Annotated in this window: 18 protein-coding genes; 9 read left to right on the top strand and 9 right to left on the bottom strand. The window is 66.9% G+C overall.

Annotated features, from left to right (window positions below):
* Positions 1-28: 28 nt before the first annotated feature.
* Together fabG and ACYVAN_RS23520 are read left to right on the top strand one after the other, a co-directional pair.
* Positions 29-763, top strand: coding sequence for a 3-oxoacyl-ACP reductase FabG (fabG, locus tag ACYVAN_RS23525; RefSeq protein WP_460963212.1), 735 nt, complete (start codon positions 29-31; stop codon positions 761-763).
* 186 nt (positions 764-949) lie between these two features.
* Positions 950-1,261 (top strand): hypothetical protein, encoded by a 312-nt coding sequence (locus tag ACYVAN_RS23520; protein ID WP_460963210.1) that lies wholly within the window; start codon positions 950-952, stop codon positions 1,259-1,261.
* Positions 1,262-1,307: 46 nt separating this feature from the next.
* Here the strand turns inward: ACYVAN_RS23520 and ACYVAN_RS23515 are convergent, their stop codons facing one another.
* The 7 genes from ACYVAN_RS23515 to ACYVAN_RS23485 form a co-directional block, all read right to left on the bottom strand.
* Positions 1,308-2,453 carry a CaiB/BaiF CoA transferase family protein gene (locus ACYVAN_RS23515; RefSeq protein WP_460963208.1) on the bottom strand — a complete coding sequence of 382 codons (1,146 nt, stop codon included), beginning with the start codon at positions 2,451-2,453 and terminating at the stop codon, positions 1,308-1,310.
* Positions 2,454-2,476: 23 nt separating this feature from the next.
* Positions 2,477-3,643 (bottom strand): acyl-CoA dehydrogenase family protein, encoded by a 1,167-nt coding sequence (locus tag ACYVAN_RS23510; RefSeq protein WP_460963206.1) that lies wholly within the window; start codon positions 3,641-3,643, stop codon positions 2,477-2,479.
* A gap of 71 nt (positions 3,644-3,714) precedes the next feature.
* Positions 3,715-4,713 (bottom strand): MaoC family dehydratase, encoded by a 999-nt coding sequence (locus ACYVAN_RS23505; RefSeq protein ID WP_460963204.1) that lies wholly within the window; start codon positions 4,711-4,713, stop codon positions 3,715-3,717.
* A gap of 310 nt (positions 4,714-5,023) precedes the next feature.
* Positions 5,024-5,974 (bottom strand): acyl-CoA desaturase, encoded by a 951-nt coding sequence (locus ACYVAN_RS23500; RefSeq protein WP_460963202.1) that lies wholly within the window; start codon positions 5,972-5,974, stop codon positions 5,024-5,026.
* Positions 5,975-6,271: 297 nt separating this feature from the next.
* Positions 6,272-7,411 carry a J domain-containing protein gene (locus ACYVAN_RS23495; protein ID WP_460963199.1) on the bottom strand — a complete coding sequence of 380 codons (1,140 nt, stop codon included), beginning with the start codon at positions 7,409-7,411 and terminating at the stop codon, positions 6,272-6,274.
* A gap of 213 nt (positions 7,412-7,624) precedes the next feature.
* The gene (locus ACYVAN_RS23490; protein ID WP_460963197.1) at positions 7,625-7,828 is read right to left on the bottom strand and encodes a cold-shock protein; all 204 of its coding nucleotides are present in this window, start codon (positions 7,826-7,828) and stop codon (positions 7,625-7,627) included.
* A 266-nt stretch (positions 7,829-8,094) separates the two neighbouring features.
* A complete protein-coding gene (locus ACYVAN_RS23485; protein ID WP_460963195.1) occupies positions 8,095-9,093 on the bottom strand; it encodes a hypothetical protein in 999 nt (332 codons plus the stop codon).
* 119 nt (positions 9,094-9,212) lie between these two features.
* Here ACYVAN_RS23485 and ACYVAN_RS23480 point away from each other — a divergent pair, with 119 nt between their 5' ends.
* The 5 genes from ACYVAN_RS23480 (at position 9,213) to ACYVAN_RS23460 (ending at position 13,822) form a co-directional block, all read left to right on the top strand.
* Complete coding sequence (locus tag ACYVAN_RS23480; protein WP_460963193.1) at positions 9,213-9,770, top strand: YceI family protein; 558 nt, start codon at positions 9,213-9,215, stop codon at positions 9,768-9,770.
* A gap of 387 nt (positions 9,771-10,157) precedes the next feature.
* On the top strand, positions 10,158-11,759 hold the full coding sequence (locus ACYVAN_RS23475; protein ID WP_460963191.1) for an alkaline phosphatase D family protein: 1,602 nt from the start codon (positions 10,158-10,160) through the stop codon (positions 11,757-11,759).
* 62 nt (positions 11,760-11,821) lie between these two features.
* Positions 11,822-12,547: a Mut7-C RNAse domain-containing protein gene (locus ACYVAN_RS23470; protein ID WP_460963189.1), complete on the top strand. Its 726-nt coding sequence runs from the start codon at positions 11,822-11,824 to the stop codon at positions 12,545-12,547.
* A gap of 69 nt (positions 12,548-12,616) precedes the next feature.
* Positions 12,617-13,441: an MBL fold metallo-hydrolase gene (locus ACYVAN_RS23465; protein ID WP_460963188.1), complete on the top strand. Its 825-nt coding sequence runs from the start codon at positions 12,617-12,619 to the stop codon at positions 13,439-13,441.
* A 180-nt stretch (positions 13,442-13,621) separates the two neighbouring features.
* Positions 13,622-13,822, top strand: a complete 201-nt coding sequence (locus ACYVAN_RS23460) for a hypothetical protein (protein ID WP_460963186.1) — start codon at positions 13,622-13,624, stop codon at positions 13,820-13,822.
* Between the two features lie 164 nt (positions 13,823-13,986).
* On the opposite strand, the gene ACYVAN_RS23455 is transcribed toward ACYVAN_RS23460, so the two are convergent.
* A complete protein-coding gene (locus tag ACYVAN_RS23455; RefSeq protein ID WP_460963184.1) occupies positions 13,987-14,787 on the bottom strand; it encodes an SGNH/GDSL hydrolase family protein in 801 nt (266 codons plus the stop codon).
* A 707-nt stretch (positions 14,788-15,494) separates the two neighbouring features.
* Positions 15,495-16,463, bottom strand: a complete 969-nt coding sequence (locus ACYVAN_RS23450; RefSeq protein ID WP_460963182.1) for a M28 family metallopeptidase — start codon at positions 16,461-16,463, stop codon at positions 15,495-15,497.
* 239 nt (positions 16,464-16,702) lie between these two features.
* Here ACYVAN_RS23450 and ACYVAN_RS23445 point away from each other — a divergent pair, with 239 nt between their 5' ends.
* Together ACYVAN_RS23445 and idi are read left to right on the top strand one after the other, a co-directional pair.
* The gene (locus tag ACYVAN_RS23445; RefSeq protein WP_460963180.1) at positions 16,703-18,076 is read left to right on the top strand and encodes a NupC/NupG family nucleoside CNT transporter; all 1,374 of its coding nucleotides are present in this window, start codon (positions 16,703-16,705) and stop codon (positions 18,074-18,076) included.
* 237 nt (positions 18,077-18,313) lie between these two features.
* The gene (idi, locus tag ACYVAN_RS23440; protein ID WP_460963178.1) at positions 18,314-18,886 is read left to right on the top strand and encodes an isopentenyl-diphosphate Delta-isomerase; all 573 of its coding nucleotides are present in this window, start codon (positions 18,314-18,316) and stop codon (positions 18,884-18,886) included.
* Positions 18,887-18,888 lie beyond the last annotated feature (2 nt).

Raw genomic sequence — 18,888 nt, 5'->3', positions numbered from 1 at the left:
TCGTTCAAGATCAAGGAGGTACGCAGCCATGCTGCAGGACAAGGTCGTCGTCATCACCGGTGGTGCCAAGGGAATCGGCTTCGGCATCGCCGAAACGTTCAGCGCGCAAGGCGCTCGGATGGTGCTCGCCGACATCGACGGCGAGCAGGCTCGGGAAGCAGCCGCGAAACTGGGCGGTGCCGGCGCGGCGCTCGGTGTGGCCTGCGACGTCACCGACCAGAACGCGGTGGAATCCGCCACTCGCGCAGCCGTCGACGAGTTCGGCTCGCTCGACGTCATGGTGAACAACGCGGGCATCACCAAGGACTCGACCATGCGCAAGATGACCGTCGACGACTTCGAGTCGGTTCTCGACGTGCACGTCAAGGGTGCGTGGCTGGGAACGCAGGCCGCGACAGCGATCATGCGGGAGCAGGGCAGCGGCTCGATCGTGAACATCTCGTCGATCTCGGGCAAGGTCGGCATGGTCGGTCAGACCAACTACAGCGCCGCCAAAGCCGGGCTGGTCGGTCTGACCAAGGCATCGGCGAAAGAGGTGGCGCACAAGGGCGTACGGGTCAACGCGGTCCAGCCCGGGCTGATCCGCACCGACATGACCGCCGCGTTGCGCGAGGACATCTGGAACGCCAAGCTCGCCGAGATCCCGATGGGCCGGGCGGGTGAGCCCGAAGAGGTCGCCAACGTGGTCCTGTTCCTGGCCTCGGACCTCTCGTCGTACATGACCGGCTGCGTGCTGGAGATCACCGGCGGCCGCTACATGTGAGTCGTTGACCGACAAAGCCCACCTCCGGCGCGGAGGTGGGCTTTGTCGGCCTGCATGACGAGACGAGCAGCCGATTCATGCGTACCACGCCGCACCGGTCCGATCGGGTTTGCTCTCGGCGGACTGCGGGTATGTGCCGGGCACGGACCGGCCGGGTACGACCGAACAACCGCGTAGGAGGTCGCTGTGCGAACCGCTGTCCGGGATGCGCGCTCGAACACGGACCGGAGGCCGCGCTGGTGGCAGCACACGCCGACGACTGGTCGCAAGTTGGCCGCGTGTCGCGCCGAGCAGCCGTATCACGAGACGCCCGACATTCCCGAGGTGCCGGACAGCCCGGAGATACCGGAAAGTCCAGAAGTGCCGGGTGTTCCCGAGACACCGGACCCTCCCGAAGCACCGGAGAAGCCGGCGAAGCCCCACCCCGAGACGCCGGAACCGCCGGAGGCTCCTGATCCGCCGAAGAACCCGGAGGCCCCGGACGAACGATCGGGGTGAGCCGGTCCGATCCCGGCGCCCCGTTCCGGAGTCACCGCCGAGTCATTCAGTCGCCCCGTCGCTCGCCGAACTCGGCCAGCACGGACTCGGTGTGCTCACCGATTCCGGGTACCGGATCCATACGGGGTTCCCGCCCGCTCACCGTCACCGGCGGCAGAAGTGCCCGCAGCGGCCCGGCAGGTGAGTCGACCTCACGCCAGCGATCCCGCTCCGCCAATTGCGGATGCTCGCCGAACTCGGCCATCGTGCGCATCCGCGCATTGGCGATGCCTGCCCCTTCCAGCCGTTCGACGATGGCCTCACCGGTCATGTCCGTGAACGCGGCTTCGATCGCCACCCGCAATCCGTCCTGGTTGGCGACCCGTTCGGGGTTGGAACGGAACCTGGGGTCAGCCGCCAGCTCGGGCCGGCCGAGCACTTGTTCGCACAATGTCACCCACTCCCGCTCGTTCTGCACCCCGAGGAACACCTGCGAGTCGTCGCCTGCCGCGAACGGTCCGTACGGAGCGATCGCGGCATGCCGCGCACCGGCGCGCGGCGGCGGGGAATCGCCGTAGTTCGCGTAGTAGTACGGAAAACCCATCCACTCGCCCAGCGCGTCGAACAGCGATACCTCGAAAGCCGTGCCCCGTCCGGTGCGCTCCCGCTCGTACAGCGCGGTGAGCACCCCGCTGTAGGCATACATCCCGCCCGCGATATCGGCGGCCGAGATACCTGCTTTCGCGGGCTCCTGCTCGTTCCCGGTGATCGACACCAGCCCGGCCTCGCACTGGATCAGCAGGTCGTAAGCCTTCTTGTCGCGGTACGGGCCGGAACTGCCGTACCCGGAAATGTCGCAGACCACGAGTCGTGGATGTTCGGCGATCAGCTCGTCGGCCCCGAGGCCGAGTCGAGCGGCCGCCCCAGGAGCGAGGTTCTGCACGAACACGTCCGCGGCGCCGAGCAACTTGCCCATCGCGCGGCGATCGTCCGCGTCCTTGAGGTCCAGGACGACGCTTTCCTTGTTCCGGTTGAGCCAGACGAAGTGGCTGGCCATGCCGTTGACCGTGGTGTCGTATCCGCGAGCGAAGTCACCAGCGGCGCGCTCGATCTTGATCACCCTGGCGCCCAGGTCGGCCAGCTGGCGGGTGGCGAACGGCGCAGCCACCGCCTGCTCCAGGGAAACGATGGTCACGCCTTGCAACGGGAGCATCGACATGTCCTCCTCTGTTCGCCTCACTGTTCGGGCGCGGCCAGCCCGCCGCGATTGACCAGCTGTCGTGCGATGACGTCGCGCTGGATCTCGTTGGTCCCCTCGCCGACGATCATCAGCGGGGCGTCCCGGAAGTAGCGTTCGACGTCGAACTCCGTGGAGTATCCGTAACCGCCGTGGATGCGCACCGCGTTCAGCGCGATCTCCATGGCGCTCTCGGAAGCGAAGAGCTTGGCCATGCCTGCTTCCATGTCACAGCGAGCGCCCGAGTCCAGCCGCTCGGCGGCGTGGTGCACCAGCTGGCGCGCGGCCGTGAGTCTGGTGGCCATGTCGGCGAGGTAGTTGCCGATCGACTGGTGCTGCCAGATCGGTTTGCCGAACGACTCCCGCTCCTGCGAGTAGCGCAGGGCATCTTCGAACGCCGCCCGGCCGACTCCGAGCGCTCTCGAGGCTACCTGGATGCGGCCGATCTCCAGACCCTTCATCATCTGCCCGAAGCCGCGTCCTTCGGCATCGCCCAGCAGTGCGGAGCGCGGGGCGTGGAAATCGTCGAAACCCAGCTCGCAGCTCTCCACCCCCTTGTACCCGAGCTTCGGCAGATCGCGGGAGACGGTGAAGCCCGGCCCGTGCTCGACCAGCAGGATGCTGATGCCCTTGTGCGCGGGCTCGGCGGAAGGGTCGGTCTTGCACAGCAGGGCCACCAGGCCGGAGCGGCGGGCGTTGGTGATCCAGGTCTTGGAACCGTTGATCACGTAGTCGTCACCCTGCTTGCGCGCGACTGTTCGCAACGCCTGCAAATCCGATCCGCCACCGGGTTCGGTCAACGCCATCGTGGCGCGCAGTTCACCGGTGGCCATCCGCGGCAGGTAGTGGTCCTTCTGCTCTTCGGTCCCGAACTGCAACAACAGCTTGGACACGACGGTGTGGCCGCCCATTGCCCCCGCCAGGCTCATCCAGCCCCGGGCGAGCTCTTCGGTCACCATCGAATAGCACGGGGTCGTCACCGCGACGTCGCCGTACGGCTCCGGGATGGCCAGGCCGAAGACGCCCAGCTTCTTCATCTCTTCGATGATCTCTTCCGGATAAGCATCGGCATGTTCGAGCTCGCCCGCGACCGGTTTGACCTCGCGATCGACGAAATCGCGCACCGTCTCGACGATCGCGCGTTCCTCCGCGCTCAGCTCAGCCATGACACACTCCTCATCTGCCTGCCCTCGGGAAGTTCCGGACGTTCGACGCTCCGCACGCGTGGAGCGGGTTCTCAGGCGAGGAGGGCGACGTAGCGCCAGTCGAGAACGTCGCGCTGCTCCGTTTCCCCGTCACCGACGGCGGTCACCGTCGACCGCAGGTGCGCGAGGACGCCGTCCGGCCCAGCCGGTTCGACGGCTTCCACACTGACGTCGCTCGACAGAGTGTCCTGTTCCCGGACCGGGCCCGTGTGGTCGCATCCGTGCCAGCCGACGACCGTGACCAGGTTCGGCAGCGCTCGGCAGGCTTGGGCCAGCGCGATCCCGATCGTGTGCCCGCCGTAGACGAGCCTGCCACCACCGCCTGCCGTGGCGTCGTGGTGCACCGCGGCCACGTTCAGCGTCGACCGGGCCAGTTCCGGTGCGGACGAGACGACGTCTCCGCCGTCCACGCGCCAGGAGTCCCCGGGTTCCGGGTAGGCCGTGGGCGCGGCCCCCGCGCGGAACTCCTCCAGCCGCCAGCCTTCGACGGCCGCGCCGAGCGACTCCGGCTGCTCGCCTATGGCATCGAGGTCGTCCGCGTGGCCGGTAGCCGCATCGGGATCGCGCAAGGGCAGCATGGCGCACCGCCAGAAGTCCAGTACCGGTCGATCGCGCTGGTCGACCGTGGTGATCCGGAGCGCGGCCAATCCGGTGGCGGATCGCCCCGGGCGTAACCGGTTCTGCCGCAGTCCCACGACCTCGGTACTGGTCCGGAGGGTGTCACCGAGCACGGGCGCCCGCCGAAACACCAATCCCCGGTAGAAGAGGTTGGCCTTGACGCGCCGGGTCACCAGGGTCGACTGTCCGACGGCGAGGTCCCACACCAGGGCCGGGTGGGCGAAAGCCGCCGGCTCCCCCGTGACACGCTCGGCGAGCTGCCGGTCCAGGGCCAACCGCAACCGGTCACCGACGATCGATTGGTGCACGGCTGCGTGGCCTTCCGTGAGGGTCATCGCCGGGGCCCGGTCGAACACCCGTCCGACTTCGAGGTCGTCGAAGTACGGCCCTTCAGCTACCCGTGCTTCCCCCACCGACGCCTCCGCATATTTGTACGGCCAATTTCGTGGAAAGACTCCCCCCTCGTTCGAGTCTTGTCAATGGGCCGGATCAAGCGCCCTCAGGCGCCATCACGCAGTATCCGGGGCCTTCGCCGGTCACCTTCCCGTTCCACCGTGCTCGGCCGCACCAACCCGAGAGCGGATTTGGCCGTACATATATCCGGATTGCTTCAACCGTGCGCGCCACCACGCGCTTCCCGACCCCGACCCCGGAGCCCAGCAGCGCACGCCAGCCGACGACCACTGGAGCACCGCGCTCGGCCGTTGTGGTGGCCACCGGACCTCACCCGCCGGTACGCGCGCTCAGCCGACCCAGCCGCTGCTGCGTGGGCCAACGAACGTGCGAGGCCCAGCCGAACCGCTCGAAGATCCAGATCAACCGGGCGGATATGTCGATCTGGCCCCGACGAACACCGTGCCGCGCGCAGGTCGGATCAGCGTGGTGCAGGTTGTGCCACGACTCGCCCATGCTGAGCACCGCCAGCGGCCAGAAGTTCGCCGCCTTGTCCCGGGTCCGAAACGGCCGCGCTCCGATCATGTGGCAGATCGAGTTCACCGACCAGGTCACGTGGTGCAGGAAGCCGACTCGAACCAGCCCCGCCCAGAAGAAAGCGGTAAGGGCTCCCCACCAGGACCCGCTGATCAGACCACCGCACAACGCGGGCAACGCCAGAGTCGCCAGCGTCAGCGGCCCGAACAACCGGTGCACCCGCAAGATATCCCGGTCAGCGCGCAGGTCGGGAGCGAACCGCTCCTGATTGGTCAGGTCCCGCTCGAAGAGCCACCCCATGTGCGCGTGCCAGAAACCGCGCACGAGACCAGCGGGCGACGACCCGAACGCCCACGGGGAATGCGGATCACCCTCCTTGTCGGCGAACGCGTGGTGCCTGCGGTGGTCGGCGACCCAATGCAGGATCGGACCCTGCACCGACATGCTTCCCGCGACGGCGAGCGTGATCCGCAACCACCTCTTCGCCCGGAACGCGCCGTGGGTGAAGTACCGGTGAAAGCCCACGGTGACTCCCAGGATGGTGAACAGGTACCACCCCGCCGCCAGCGCGACATCCCACCAGCGCAGCCCCCACCCCCAAGCCAGCGGAACCGCCGCGATCAACGCGACGAACGGCCCCAAAATGAACAGGTAGACCGACAGTTGCGGGCCGATCCCTCGACGACCAGCGAAGACGGGTTTGTTGACCGGCTGACTCGTGCCGGTACCGGTAGTGGTGACCATCGCGCGAAACCTCGAATCCGTTGTCCCGGATGTGCCGACATCCGACGTGCACTACTCCACACAACAGTGGGTACCCATCTCTGAGCAACGGACCAGCCCGCACGGTGGGATGAATTTCCGCGATGCAACGGCCGGCCTCAACCGGAACCGCTCGGTCTCGAACCTCGCGGATCGATGGGCGCCGACCGGTGCACGAGCCTCCTGCGCGACCATTCACCAGCCGGGCATCACCAGGTAGATCACCCCTGGGGACGCGTTCGCCGGTCCGAGATCCGTACCCGGCGCACGACTCGACGCTCAGGCGGACACGACCTGACCGAGGAGCACGCTGAAGATCTCCCGATCAATCGCGTCGGCATCGCCGGCCAGCCATCCACCGAACTCCCGAACGAACTGTTCGGGAGTCACCGGTGACGAGGCTGCCCCGGAGTATTCCCCGGTGGTCACCTCGCCCGCGCGACTGGGGTAGATGAGCAGAGCACCACGCACCTGGATGTCGGGGAGCAGCTGTTCGAACGCCGCCACCCCGTCGGGCAGCCGGGTGTCCCCACCTCGGAATCGGTGACCGTTGCGGAACAGCATCCCCGACTCGTCGATCGTGTAGTGCCCCGGCAACCACCGCTTCGACTCGATCAGCACCAGTCGCCGACCGCAGAGCACGGCATGATCGACGTCAGTGAACACCGAACCGGGCCAGGCCAAACCGTGGAAGATCCGCACACCCGGCATACGGGTCAGGTACATGCTCAGCAGCTCGGCGGTGAGCACCTTGGCCACCTCGTCGGCATCGGTCTCCAGGCGACCGAACACCACCTGGCCGCGAAACTCCGCGGCGAACCGCCGGTCGGTGCGGTTGGCCTCCACGTACCGGCGCAACAGCATCACCATCGCCGCACCCGCACTGATCAGCAAGGACAGCCACAGCGCCAGCAACACGGCGGACAACTCGACGGCCAAACCGGCCATGAGCAGCATGGTCCAGGCGCCCACCATCGCCAGCGTGGGCGCCGGTTCCGGGCCGGTCGCGGGCAGGTAGCGGATCTTCGCGTTCGGATTGACCGAATCCCACCACGGAATGTCGTCGGCGGTCAGCCGGGTCCGAGTCGGCACGAAGTTCGGGTCGTCCCCGAACCCCTTTCGCCTGGAGGGGCGCGACGGCTCACCGCGACCTCGTTTCGGTGTGTCGCCGGCTTCGGTCCGGTTCGCCTCCCCGTCGTAGGCGGCCCGTCGGACCGGGTCGTTCAGCGTCTCGTAAGCCTCCTGGAGAAGCCGGAACGTCCCGCTCGTGCCCCCCATGTCGGGGTGCATGGTTCTGGCCAGCGTCCGATACGCCGACTTGATGTCCGCCGCCGAAGCACCGCGATCCACACCGAGGAGCTCGTAATAGTCGACCCCGCGCACCGAACTACCGCCCACCTTCCACGACTGCGCGAACATAGTATTGCCTCGCCGTGGACCAAGATCACCCAGATGCGGTTCACTCACCCCAATGGCCGTGCGGTAAAGGGGGGTGGCGGTGCGGCAGCGGGAGGTTGACGCGAAAAGGCGGCGACCCCCTCCCCTTCCGGGGAGCGAGCCGCCGCCTCGAAACCGGGTCCCAGGGGCGTTCAGGACGCCGCCGGGCGCAACCGGTGGTTCAGCGCTCTGGAATCAGAGCGTGCGAACGTTGCTGGCCTGCGGGCCCTTCGGGCCCTGCGTGACCTCGTAGCTGACCTGCTGGTTCTCGTCCAGGCTGCGGAATCCGGGGGCGTCGATCGCCGAGTAGTGGACGAACACGTCCGCGCCACCGTCGTTCGGTGCGATAAAGCCGAAGCCCTTTTCGGAGTTGAACCACTTCACGGTTCCCTGCGCCATTTCGCTGTCTCCCTTGATCGAACTGGAGGTGCGGACCTCCACCACCTCGTGGAGGCCCGAGCCGCGGTGTCAGACGGCGACTTCTCCGGCTTGCACCAAAGAGAGCAGCTCGCCCGCAACACTTTCCTGCGAGCGTGCACGAACACGAACCCAGAAGCTAACGACTGGCTCCGACTTTACCAGCTTCGGATGATCGTTTCCGATGTGACGCAAGCCACATTGACGCGATTTCGGGTCGCGTCCGGACCCACCAACCGGAGACATCATCACCGCTTCCGATGGGACCCCGGTCGGCGCGTTTCCGCGTCACCGCAGCGCTTTCGGGCCTCGTCGACACGTTCGCGGGCTCGGTCCAACTCCTGTTCGGCGTCCCGCAGCTCAAGCTCGATCTCGTCGAACCGACCGCGCAGCCGCTCATGCCTGCGCGCAGCACGATCTTGTTCGCTCTCGGCGTGCCGGAGTTCCTCCCGAGCGCGCCGCAGCTCCTCGTCGAGCCGGTCCGGCGCACTCCTGCGAGTCTCATCCCTCGCTTCTTCCGCGTCTTTTTCCTCCATCGCGGCGTTTCCCGCCGCGGGCTGTTGCTGCTTTCGAGTGTTCTTCTTCCGGCGAGCGGAACTCCGGGGCGAACCCTCCGCTCGAGCCGCGCCCGCCTCGACCTCGCGAGTCCGCTCCGCGGCTCCGGATTCTCCGCTGCGGGAGCCCTTCCGGGAGCGGTCACGGCGGCTCCGTCCGACGTCCTTCGACTCCGCCGCGTTCGATCGATTCCGCAACGCCGCCGCCGACACCTCGTCCAGACCGAACCCGCTGTACTCGACCGGGGCGGTCAACGCACCCGAGCACACCTGCCGGGCGGCTTCCGGATCCGAAACCGCCGCGTGCAGGGTTTGCTCGACCTGCCTGCGCGCCTGCTCGCCGAGCGAACGTCCGCCGGCCCCGGTCAGCTCGACGGCACGATCGATCAGTTCAACCTGAAGCCCGGATCGTTCCTCATCCAGTTGCCGGACCTCGTCGCCGCGCAGGTTTCGTTGCGCCGAGCGCATCTGCTCCCCGAGTTCGACCAATCGGTCGACCCGTTCCGATTCGTGCCACGCCAGCAGGTTCACGGCGTGGGCGGCCATTCCCGGGCGGCGGAGCTTCTTGATCTCCGCGGCCGTTTCGCCGTCTCCCCGATCGCGGGCCTCGGCGGCCAGCCGGTCCCTGACTCCGACGAACTCGGTCGGGTCCGCCGAGTACAGCTGCCGTCGCACGTCGTCGAGCGCACCCATAAACCGCCTCCCCGTCCCCCGAACGGAGGGAGCCTCGACGTCGGGATGGCAGAGCTCACCAGCTGTGGCGACGATACCCAGCGCATTCGAAGAAAGCGACGACACGCTGAGGAGCGACCGTGACCGGCAACGGGCAGCAGGACATCACCGGGGACTACAACATCGATCCGGCTCATTCCAACCTCGGATTCGTGGTCCGCCACGCCATGATCACCAAAGTCAGGGGGCGCTTCAGCGATGTCGAAGGGACCCTCCACATCGATGCGACGGCCCCGAAACGCTCCCACGGGCACCTCACGATCAAGACCGCCAGCGTCGACACCAGGCAGGAACAGCGCGACGAGCACTTGCGCAGCGCGGACTTCTTCGACGTCGAGAACTACCCGGAGATCACCTTCCGGAGCACCTCGATCGAGCCCATATCGGAGAACAACTACCGAGTAACCGGCGATCTCACGATCCGGGGAACCACTCGCCCTGTTTCCGTGGACGTCGAGTTCACCGGCGCCGCCAGCGACCCGATGGGCAACGACCGGGTCGGATTCGAAGGCAGCGTCCAGGTCAACCGCAAGGACTGGGGACTGACCTGGAACGCGGCGCTGGAGACCGGCGGGGTGCTCCTCAGCGAGAAGGTGACGCTGGAGCTGGACATCTCGGCGATCAAGCAGAGTGCCTGACCCGGTCGACGATGGATAGGCGAAAAACCCGCTGACCGATCATGGCCAGCGGGCTCTTCCACCGTGGGCGGCCGGGACCGCGGCGTACCGCGTTCCCTCCCTTTTCGGCCACCCGGAACAGCCGCGCACGCTTCCGGATGGCGCCTGGAATCGCGACGGCTCGCTCAAGTCTGCTGTTGCTCAAGTACTCATCCGACGCTGTGCGCACTTCTGTTGCAGCCGTGCTGTTGCATCCTGCCGTTGCACAACGGAGTGGGCCGCCAGCGCGGAGCGGACGAGTGACCCGAACCCTACCCCGCGCTCATGGCCACGCGAAACACCCGTACCTCCGACGATCCGGGTGCGAATCGTGTTTCGGGATCGGTACCCGTGCGGTATCCCGTGCCCGTGGCGAAGTTGCTGCTGGGTCCACTGCTGCGGTACGTGGACGACACGAGCGCGACAGTGTGGGTGGAGACCGATGTCGCTGCCACCGTCGAGGTACTCGGCTGCACTGCGCGCACCTTCCAGGTACGAGGGCACCACTACGCGTTGGTCCCGGTGCGGGGACTTCGCCCCGGCTCGACCACTCCGTACCAGGTCCGACTTGACGATGAGCCGGTCTGGCCGGTCGGCGACGAACCACCGTGCCGGATCAAGACGATACCGACCGGTCATGGCAGCGGACTCCGACTGTGGTTCGGATCGTGCCGCTTCGGCACCACCGAGGACGTCCGACACGCGGAGCAACTGGGCACGGACGCGCTCCGAGTGTCCGCTCGCCTACTCAAGCGAGCTCCCGACCACCACCGCCCGGATGCCCTCCTGCTGCTGGGCGACCAGGTCTACGCCGATCAGACAGCCCCGGAACTGCAGCGGGAGCTGCGCACCCGCCGAGATCTGGACCGTCCCCCGGGCACCGAGATCGCGAACTTCGAGGAGTACGTCCACCTGTATCGATATTCGTGGTCGGAACCCGAGGTGCGCTGGCTGTTGTCCACGGTGCCCACGATGATGATCTTCGACGATCACGACATCCGGGACGACTGGAACATTTCCCAACGGTGGCGCGCGCGGATGGCACGCACCTCGTGGTGGCGGCAACGTCTGCTGGGCGGGATCGTCGCCTACTGGATCTACCAGCACATCGGCAATCTCAGCCCGGACCAGCTCGCCCAGGACGAGGTGTACCGCGCTGTCGTCGAGGTCGGCGAAGCGGGCGACGCCTGGGAAGTCCTGCGCGAGTTCGCGGCCCGAGCGGACACCGAGCACAACGGCAGGAAGGGCGCGCGGTGGAGCTACCGCCGCGACCTCGGCCCCGCGAGGCTGGTCGTGCTCGACACCCGGTGTGGTCGCATGCTGGAGACCACCGAACGCTCCATGCACTCGGCGGCCGACTTCGAATGGATCGAGCAGTCACTCGACGGCGAGCACGACCACGTCCTGCTCGCCTCGTCACTGCCGTGGCTCCTGCCCCCGGTGATCCACCACGTGCAATCCTGGAACGAGGTCGCCTGCACCGAGCGCGGTCGCACGCCCTGGCTCGCCGAAAAGCTCCGGCAAGCCGCTGACCTGGAGCACTGGGCGGCCTTCCGCCGCTCGTTCGACCGGCTCTCGAACCTCATCGCCCATGCCGCTCGCGGGCCGGCGACCGTGAACGTGCTGTCCGGCGACGTCCACCACAGCTACCTGGCCGATGCCGAGTACCCGAGCGGGACTCGCTCCCGCGTCGTGCAGATCACGTGCTCACCGCTGCACAACGCGCTCCATTCGAGACTGCGCGGACCATTGCGCCTCGCGTGGTCCGACCGGTTCACGAAGATCATCCGGAAGCTCTCCGAGCGTGCGGGGGTTCCGCCCGTGCCGCTGACCTGGTCGAAGTTCGCGGGTCCGTACCTGGGCAACATGATCGCGGAGCTCGACCTCGAGTCCCGGCACGCCACGGTGGCGTTGCGCCAAGCCGGCGACGACGGACTCCTGACCACCGTCTGCCTGCGGGAACTGGCCTGAGGTCATCATTCGAGGTCGCCGTGGGAAGACGCCGTCCCACTTCGGGAGGAGGCCGGTCTTCGATGGACTCGGACGCCAAACTGTGGATACGGACCTCACCGGGCCTACGATTCTTCCTGTCCGCCGGGCGACGAGACGCGGAATGCAACATCGTGCCGCACGACGGCACGGCATCGCTCGGGCACGTGGTGGAATCCCTCGGAGTGCCGCTGCCCGAAGTGGGCACCCTGCTGGTGAACGACGTTGTCGCCGACCCGTCGCACCGTCCGCGAGCCGGTGATCGGATCACGGTCCGGCCCGTGCAACGCCCCCAACGGATCGAACCGCGATTCGTGCTGGACGTGCACCTCGGCACGCTTGCCCGCTACCTGCGGTTACTCGGGGTCGACACCGCTTACCACAACGATGCGGCCGACGAGGAACTCGTAACCCAGGCACAGCGGGAGAACCGAACCCTGCTCACCCAGGACCGCGGCCTGCTCCGGCGTCGGGCGTTGCCCAGCGCCGCCTACGTCCGGGGATCACGGCCGACCGACCAGCTCACCGACGTGATCGATCGGTTCGCGCCCGCGCTCCGTCCCTGGTCCCGATGTACCGCGTGCAACGGCGAACTGCTCGGCGTCGCCGAGAACCAGGTCGCCGAGCAGTTACGGGCCGGAACCCGCCGGAACTACGACGTGTTCGCGCGGTGCACCTCCTGCGGCAAGGTTTACTGGCGCGGTGCGCACGCACGACGCATCGAGAAGATCATCGACACCGCTCGCCACGTCCACCCCGACTCCGCCTGAGGTGGAGCGAGGGCCCGTCCCCGACGAGCCGCTGTGCTCTCCGCCGCGCGTTGCGGAAAGATCGGGTGGATGACCGCGTCGAACGATGCCAGCCCCATCTGCGTCCAGTGCGGGACGCAGTACCCGCGACCTCGGCCGGATTGCCCGATCTGCCGGGACGAACGCCAGTTCGTCAACTGGAACGGCCAGCAGTGGACCACGCTGCCCGACATGCGCGCGGCGGGGTACTCGGCCCGCATCGAGCAGGAGGGGCCGGACGTCATCGGCATCGGCACGGAGCCGAACTTCGCGATCGGGCAACGGGCGTTGCTCATTCGGACCGGAACGATGAACGTGCTGTGGGACTGCGTTACCTACCTCGACGATGGCATCGTCGACCGCGTCACCGAGCTGGGCGGCATCAATGCGATCGCCATCAGCCATCCGCACTACTACAGCACGATGCTCGAGTGGGCGCGTGCGTTCGATGCCCCCGTGTACCTGCACGAGGCCGACCGGCAGTGGGTCCCGGAGCACGACGACCGGGTCGTGTTCTGGTCCGGTGATACCGCGGAACTGGGTCCTGGCTTGACCCTCATCAATGCGGGGGTGCATTTCGCGGGTGGTTCGGTGCTCCACTGGAACGCCGGTTCCGCACTGTTCAGCGGGGACATCCTGCAGGTGGTGCCGGACCGCCGCTGGGTGAGCTTCATGCGCAGCTACCCGAATCTGATACCGGAGCGACCGGAGATCATCCGACGTGCGGTCGCCAGGCTCGAACCGTTCCCCTTCGAGCGCGTTTACGGCGCGTGGTGGCGGCGCATCGTCGATTCCGACGGGTCCGCCGCGGTTCGCCGCTCCGCCGATCGCTACTTGCGCCATGCCACCGAGGGCGGCTCGGGCTTCGTCACCTGAACCAGCGGTTTAGCCGCTCCGGATTTTCGGCCCTCGTCGCGCGGTTGTAGCTTGCAACGGGAGCCCGATGGGTCCCGGCGTTATGGCGGCATGAGCCCATTTCGCGTACCGACGGTACTTCGCCGCGGATCGTGGTCGGGCACGTCAGTACAGCACGCTCCTAACAGAGGAGGACGTAGCGTGTTTCGTCGATTCGCGGCCGCATCCGTATTCGGATCGGCCGCAGTGCTCGGATACGTCGGCGCGCGGCGGCTGGGAGAATGGATCGATGCGCCCCCACGGGCTGTGCCCCAGCACCCCGTCGCCACGGTCGATGGCATCAGCGACAAGATCGGCGTCCGAACGCCACTACCCCGGCCGAAGCACTTGGCCGCCTCCTGAGGTTCGACTCCTTCGCCACTCACCTCCTCGACGTTCGAGTCCGGTCGGTGCCTGCCCGCCGCGGGCGGCACCGGACACGGCGAATGCGTCCGGGCTTCCGCCGAGGCGAACGCGGGCCCTCCCGGCTGCGTGTTCACCGGAAGAGCCCGCCACCTACCGGTCGATCAAGCCGTAACGGCGTTGACCACCGGGAGGTATCCCTCCGCGTGCCCATCCACGTTGGGGTGGAAGGACTCGCGAAGCGGGTTGCTGGGCCCGTTGATCCACTCCGCGTCGCTGCACACACCGTGGCCCTCGAACGCCGTACGCGCGTCGGCGAACGTGAATCCCGCTGCCGCCGCGCGTTCGGAGATCACACCGGCGAGCACGTCGCCGCCGGCGTTGATCCGCTGACGCTTCGCCTCGGTGAACCCGGGGATCCCGCAACTGCCGGTCGGCTCGTTGATCTGCGGATAACCCACAACGATCACCTCGGCGGACGGAGCAGCGTTCGCGATCGCCGCGTACGTCTCGTCGAGTTTCGCGGGCAGCTCATCGCGGGCCTTCGCCTCGCCTTCGCTCACCGCGGCATCACACATCTCGTTGGTCCCCAGCAGGCAGTCCTGGATCACGCTGGCAAATCCGATGTCGTTGCCACCGATGGAGATCGTGACCAGTGACGTGTCCTCGCTCAGGGAGTCGAGCTGATTGGCGAGCACGTCGCCGGTGACGGCACCGGAGCAGGCATCGAACGCGAAGTCCGCGACGTCGTGTGAATCCGCCCAGAGCTGGGCGTACGCGTGGGGGCTGCGGTAGCAATCACCGCTGTCCTCGAAGTATTCCCTCGTTCCGGTCCCCGACGCGTAGGAATCGCCGAGTGCGACGTAGTTGGTGGCCGCTTCGGCACCGAATGCCGGGACCGCGACCACGCCGAGTGAGACGACGGCTGCCGCGATGGCACACGCGGCCTGACGAAAGTGACGCATACATCCTCCGGAGCGGGAATTCTGGAGAAGCAGACAAATCGAGACGGAGTCGATTCAACGCGTTCTCCCGCCCGCATTCGACGGATTGGCGAATAGGCGCCACAGATTTACCCTTCCCGGTTTTCCCGGCGCTCCACATCGGGTGAATCATGCAAGCAAGCGGGTGAATTTGTCCACATCACCCGAATGAACCCTTGAATCGCCGGCCGCGACAATTTCTCGTGTCCAGCTGTCGAAAACGGGGCCCCTCCGCCGCTCGAGCCGGTACGCAGCCGTCCCGCTGTCGTTGTCGGTCACGCTCTTCGAGCGGGCGTCGAAGGGAACGCACTCGAAGGGCTTCTGCTGGTCAGACCCGGTGAGGCGAAGCAGCACGCCGACACAGCGCCGAGCCGAGCCCGCTCGCTCGACTCGGTCCGCGTTCGCCTCGCGCGTCGCAGCGCGGAGACACCCCGGGATTGACTTTTCCTGGACTCGAAGCACCGGGTCGGCGGTGAAGTCGTCCTGACGAACAGGACGACGCCCCGTGGATTCCAACCCGGAAAGCGATCCGGCAATGAAACGATCGGAGCGGATTCGAACTTTCGATGTGGAACACCGCCGACCCGGAAGGTGGAGGTCAACCGGGCCGGCGGTGGCTTCGCGGATTCACGCACGTCGCGTGCTCGTGAATTCCTCTCCTGATTCCCCACCGCTGGTCGATCGGCGTGTCAGGGGATCCGCTGGGCGTAGGCGCTTACCGCCTCGTCGATGACATTCGCGTTCAGTTCGAGTGCTTCGGCGTTGACGTTTTCGACGGTGTCGCATGCCCGGTGGTAGCAGGGGTCGAATGCTTCGCCCGCCTGACCACCCCACTTCTGCGCCTGCTCGGTGGACTTGGTTCCCTCGGCTCCGGTGAACGTCCCGCCCGCAGGAATTCCTACCTCGATGAACGGGCCGTAGTCGGAACGGCCGTCGAAGTCCGTGCCTTCCGTCTCGATGCCCGCCGCGCCGAACGCGTCGTTGAGCGACTGCTCGATCTCGGCCGATCCTTCCGGCCCCGGACCCGCTCCCTCGCCGTCCGAATCATCGCCGTCGTAAGTGAAATACCCGGCGTTGGGCGAACCGACCATGTCGAAGTTCAAGTACAGCGCGATGTTCTGCCGCTCGGTCACATCGAGTGCGTCGACGTAGTGCGATGAGCCGACGAGTCCGTCCTCCTCGGCGCCCCAGAACGCGAAACGGAGTTTGTTCGCGGGTTCGGCACCGCTTTCGGCGTGGTTAAGCGCTGCTTCCAGAACGGCCGCGGTACCGGTCCCGTTGTCGTTGATTCCCGGACCCACGCTGACGCTGTCCAGGTGCGCCCCGATCATGACCACGTTCTCCGCGTCGCCAGCCGGTGATTCCGCGATCAGGTTGTAGGTCGTTCCGCTCCAGGAATCGAACTCCTGGACGGAGGTTTCGTATCCGGCCGTGTCGAGTTCGGCTCTGACGTAGTCCAGCGATGCCCGGTAGCCGGGGGTTCCGGAAGCTCGGCTGCCCCCGTTGGCTTCAGCGATGTTCTGCAGTTCCACCAAGTGTTCCTGCACAGCGGCAGCGCTGATCGTGCCCGGCGCCCGTTCCGTCGCCGAGGCCGGAACCGCGATTCCGGAGGCCGCCGCGACTGCTGCCACTGCCGCGATGAGGGGACGTTTTCGCATATCGGCCCACCTGTAGTCGTCGCCAAGTGGGCGTCAAGGTAGCCGGACGCAGCGTCCCTGGTGGCGGGCTTGGCGTGTATTCGCCGCGCATTCACGTATTCCCAGATGGAACTCGGTTCGTGACGACCAGGTGTCCGGGCTTCCCCACAGATCGGTCCAAATGCGACCATCCCGGCTTATAGCCTGGCGCGGAACGCACACCGGCAGTCGCGCCGAAGATCACAGGAAGGCCCCTAATCGTGCAGGTCCTTTGGGGCATCGGTGGCATGCTCGTACTGCTGCTGATCGCATTCGCTCTGTCCACCAACCGGCGCGCGGTCAAACCGCGGACGGTGATCGGCGCCCTGCTCCTCCAGGTCGGTTTCGGCTTCATCGTATTGAGGTGGGAGGCCGGGAAAAGCGCCCTCGCGTCGGTTTCCGAAGGCGTGCAGAAGGTAATCGACTCCTCCAGCGAAGGAATCGACTTCCTCGTGGGACCGATCATCCCCAGCGAAGGCACTGTGGTGGCGTTCCAGGTGCTGCCGCTCATCGTGTTCATCGCATCGCTCACGGCGGTGCTCTACCACTGGAACATCCTGCAGTGGGTGGTCCGCATCATCGGTGGTGGACTCCAGCGCGTGCTGGGCACCACCAAGGCGGAGTCGCTGAACGCGACCGCGAACATATTCGTCGGGCAGACCGAAGCACCGCTCGTGGTGCGCCCGTACCTCGCCCTGATGTCCCGGTCGGAGTTTTTCGCCGTCATGGTCGGTGGCCTGTCCACGGTGGCCGGTTCGGTGATGATCGGCTATTCGTTGCTCGGCGCGCGCTTGGATCACCTGATCGCGGCCAGCTTCATGGCGGCACCCGCGGGGCTGCTCATGGCAAAGATCCTCGTACCGGAAACCTCCGAAGCCAAATCGGACTCCGCTCCCGTCTCCGGCACGTCCGAACCCGCTGGTGACGACGACCGGTTCGACGATCGGGAACCCGCCGGGAGCGAAGATGCCGAAGAGGTTTCCCGCACCGGCACGGACCGGGAGGACGGGTCCGCCGCCGGAGGCACCTCTTCTCAGCCCAAGCCGGGGTCGAACGTTTCCGAGGCGACCGAAACCAAACCTCGGAACGTCATCGACGCGGCGGCGCTCGGCGCTTCCGACGGGTTGAAGCTGGCACTCAACGTCGGCGCGATGCTGTTCGCGTTCATCTCGCTGATCGCGCTGGTCAACCTCATCCTCGGCGGTTTGGGAGGCATCGTCGGTCTCCCCGACCTGACCTTCGAGCAGATCCTCGGATACGTGTTCGCACCGATCATGTACGTCATCGGCGTGCCATGGGAGGAAGCGATCGCAGCGGGTGGTTTCGTCGGCGAGAAGCTCGTCCTCAACGAGTTCGTGGCCTTCGCCGACTTCGGGCCGCAGATCGGTGAGTTCAGCGACAAGAGCGCCGTGATCATCACGTTTGCGCTCACGGGCTTCGCCAACTTCTCGTCCCTGGCCATCCTGCTCGGCGGACTCGGCAGCCTGGTACCCAGCAGGCGGCCGCTCATCGCCGAGTTCGGCATGCGGGCGATCCTCGGCGGCACCCTGGCCAACCTGATGAGTGCGGCCATCGCGGGAATCCTCGTGGTCTAGCGGGCTCCCGGCGCGCTCCCCACGGGCCGCTCACCTTCCTGGCGGAGGTGAGCGGCCCGTTCTCGTCCGGGGCCTGCCTCAGCCGAACGGACATGATCGTCCGAGCGGCTCGGCCCTTCGAACGATCCTCCGCGGCGCATCGGCTGATGCCCGTCGTCGCCACCACCTCTAGTGTCCTCCTCAACAGGGAATTCACCGCCCGCCGGAGCTCAGCGGGGCCAAGTAGGAGGTAGGCACGTGGAACAGGTCGTCCTACTCGACGAGTCGGGACACGCCACGGGGTACATGGACAAGACGAGCGTGCACGACCGCCGCACACCGTTGCACCTGGCGTTCTCGTGCTACGTCTTCGACTCCGACGACCGACTGCTGCTCACCCGGCGCGCGCCGGTCAAGAGCACCTGGCCGGGGGTATTGACGAACACGTGTTGCGGTCACCCCGGGCCTGGCGAGTCCCTGGACTCCGCGGTGAGCCGCAGGCTCCACGAGGAGCTGGGGATTACCGTCCAGCACATGGAGCTGGTCCTCCCACGTTTCCGCTACCGGGCCGTGATGGACAACGGCGTCGTGGAGAACGAGATGTGTCCGGTCTTCCGGGCGGTCACCGCGGATGCTCCTCGACCGGTACCGAGCGAAGTGGCCGAAACCGAATGGGTTTCCTGGCCGCGCTTCACCGAGGACGTCCTCGCCGCCCGCACCGCCGTGTCCCCGTGGTGCCGCGAGCAGGTCGGTCAGCTGGTGGAGCTGGGGCCGGAACCGCACCGGTGGCCGCGGGCCGACCACGAGGACCTGCCTGCCGCCGCGCGGTGACC

This window comes from Parasphingorhabdus pacifica (assembly GCF_054779195.1).
This window is presented reverse-complemented; position numbering and strand designations above follow the sequence as displayed.

Bases quoted from the DNA above. Each gene is read 5' to 3' on its own strand.
- ACYVAN_RS23500 (WP_460963202.1), bottom strand. From the start codon at position 5,974: ATGGTCACCACTACCGGTACCGGCACGAGTCAGCCGGTCAACAAACCC.
- ACYVAN_RS23450 (WP_460963182.1), bottom strand. From the start codon at position 16,463: ATGCGAAAACGTCCCCTCATCGCGGCAGTGGCAGCAGTCGCGGCGGCC.
- ACYVAN_RS23490 (WP_460963197.1), bottom strand. From the start codon at position 7,828: ATGGCGCAGGGAACCGTGAAGTGGTTCAACTCCGAAAAGGGCTTCGGC.
- ACYVAN_RS23515 (WP_460963208.1), bottom strand. From the start codon at position 2,453: ATGCTCCCGTTGCAAGGCGTGACCATCGTTTCCCTGGAGCAGGCGGTG.
- fabG (WP_460963212.1), top strand. From the start codon at position 29: ATGCTGCAGGACAAGGTCGTCGTCATCACCGGTGGTGCCAAGGGAATC.
- ACYVAN_RS23455 (WP_460963184.1), bottom strand. From the start codon at position 14,787: ATGCGTCACTTTCGTCAGGCCGCGTGTGCCATCGCGGCAGCCGTCGTC.
- ACYVAN_RS23495 (WP_460963199.1), bottom strand. From the start codon at position 7,411: ATGTTCGCGCAGTCGTGGAAGGTGGGCGGTAGTTCGGTGCGCGGGGTC.
- ACYVAN_RS23485 (WP_460963195.1), bottom strand. From the start codon at position 9,093: ATGGGTGCGCTCGACGACGTGCGACGGCAGCTGTACTCGGCGGACCCG.
- ACYVAN_RS23465 (WP_460963188.1), top strand. From the start codon at position 12,617: ATGACCGCGTCGAACGATGCCAGCCCCATCTGCGTCCAGTGCGGGACG.
- ACYVAN_RS23470 (WP_460963189.1), top strand. From the start codon at position 11,822: ATGGACTCGGACGCCAAACTGTGGATACGGACCTCACCGGGCCTACGA.
- ACYVAN_RS23510 (WP_460963206.1), bottom strand. From the start codon at position 3,643: ATGGCTGAGCTGAGCGCGGAGGAACGCGCGATCGTCGAGACGGTGCGC.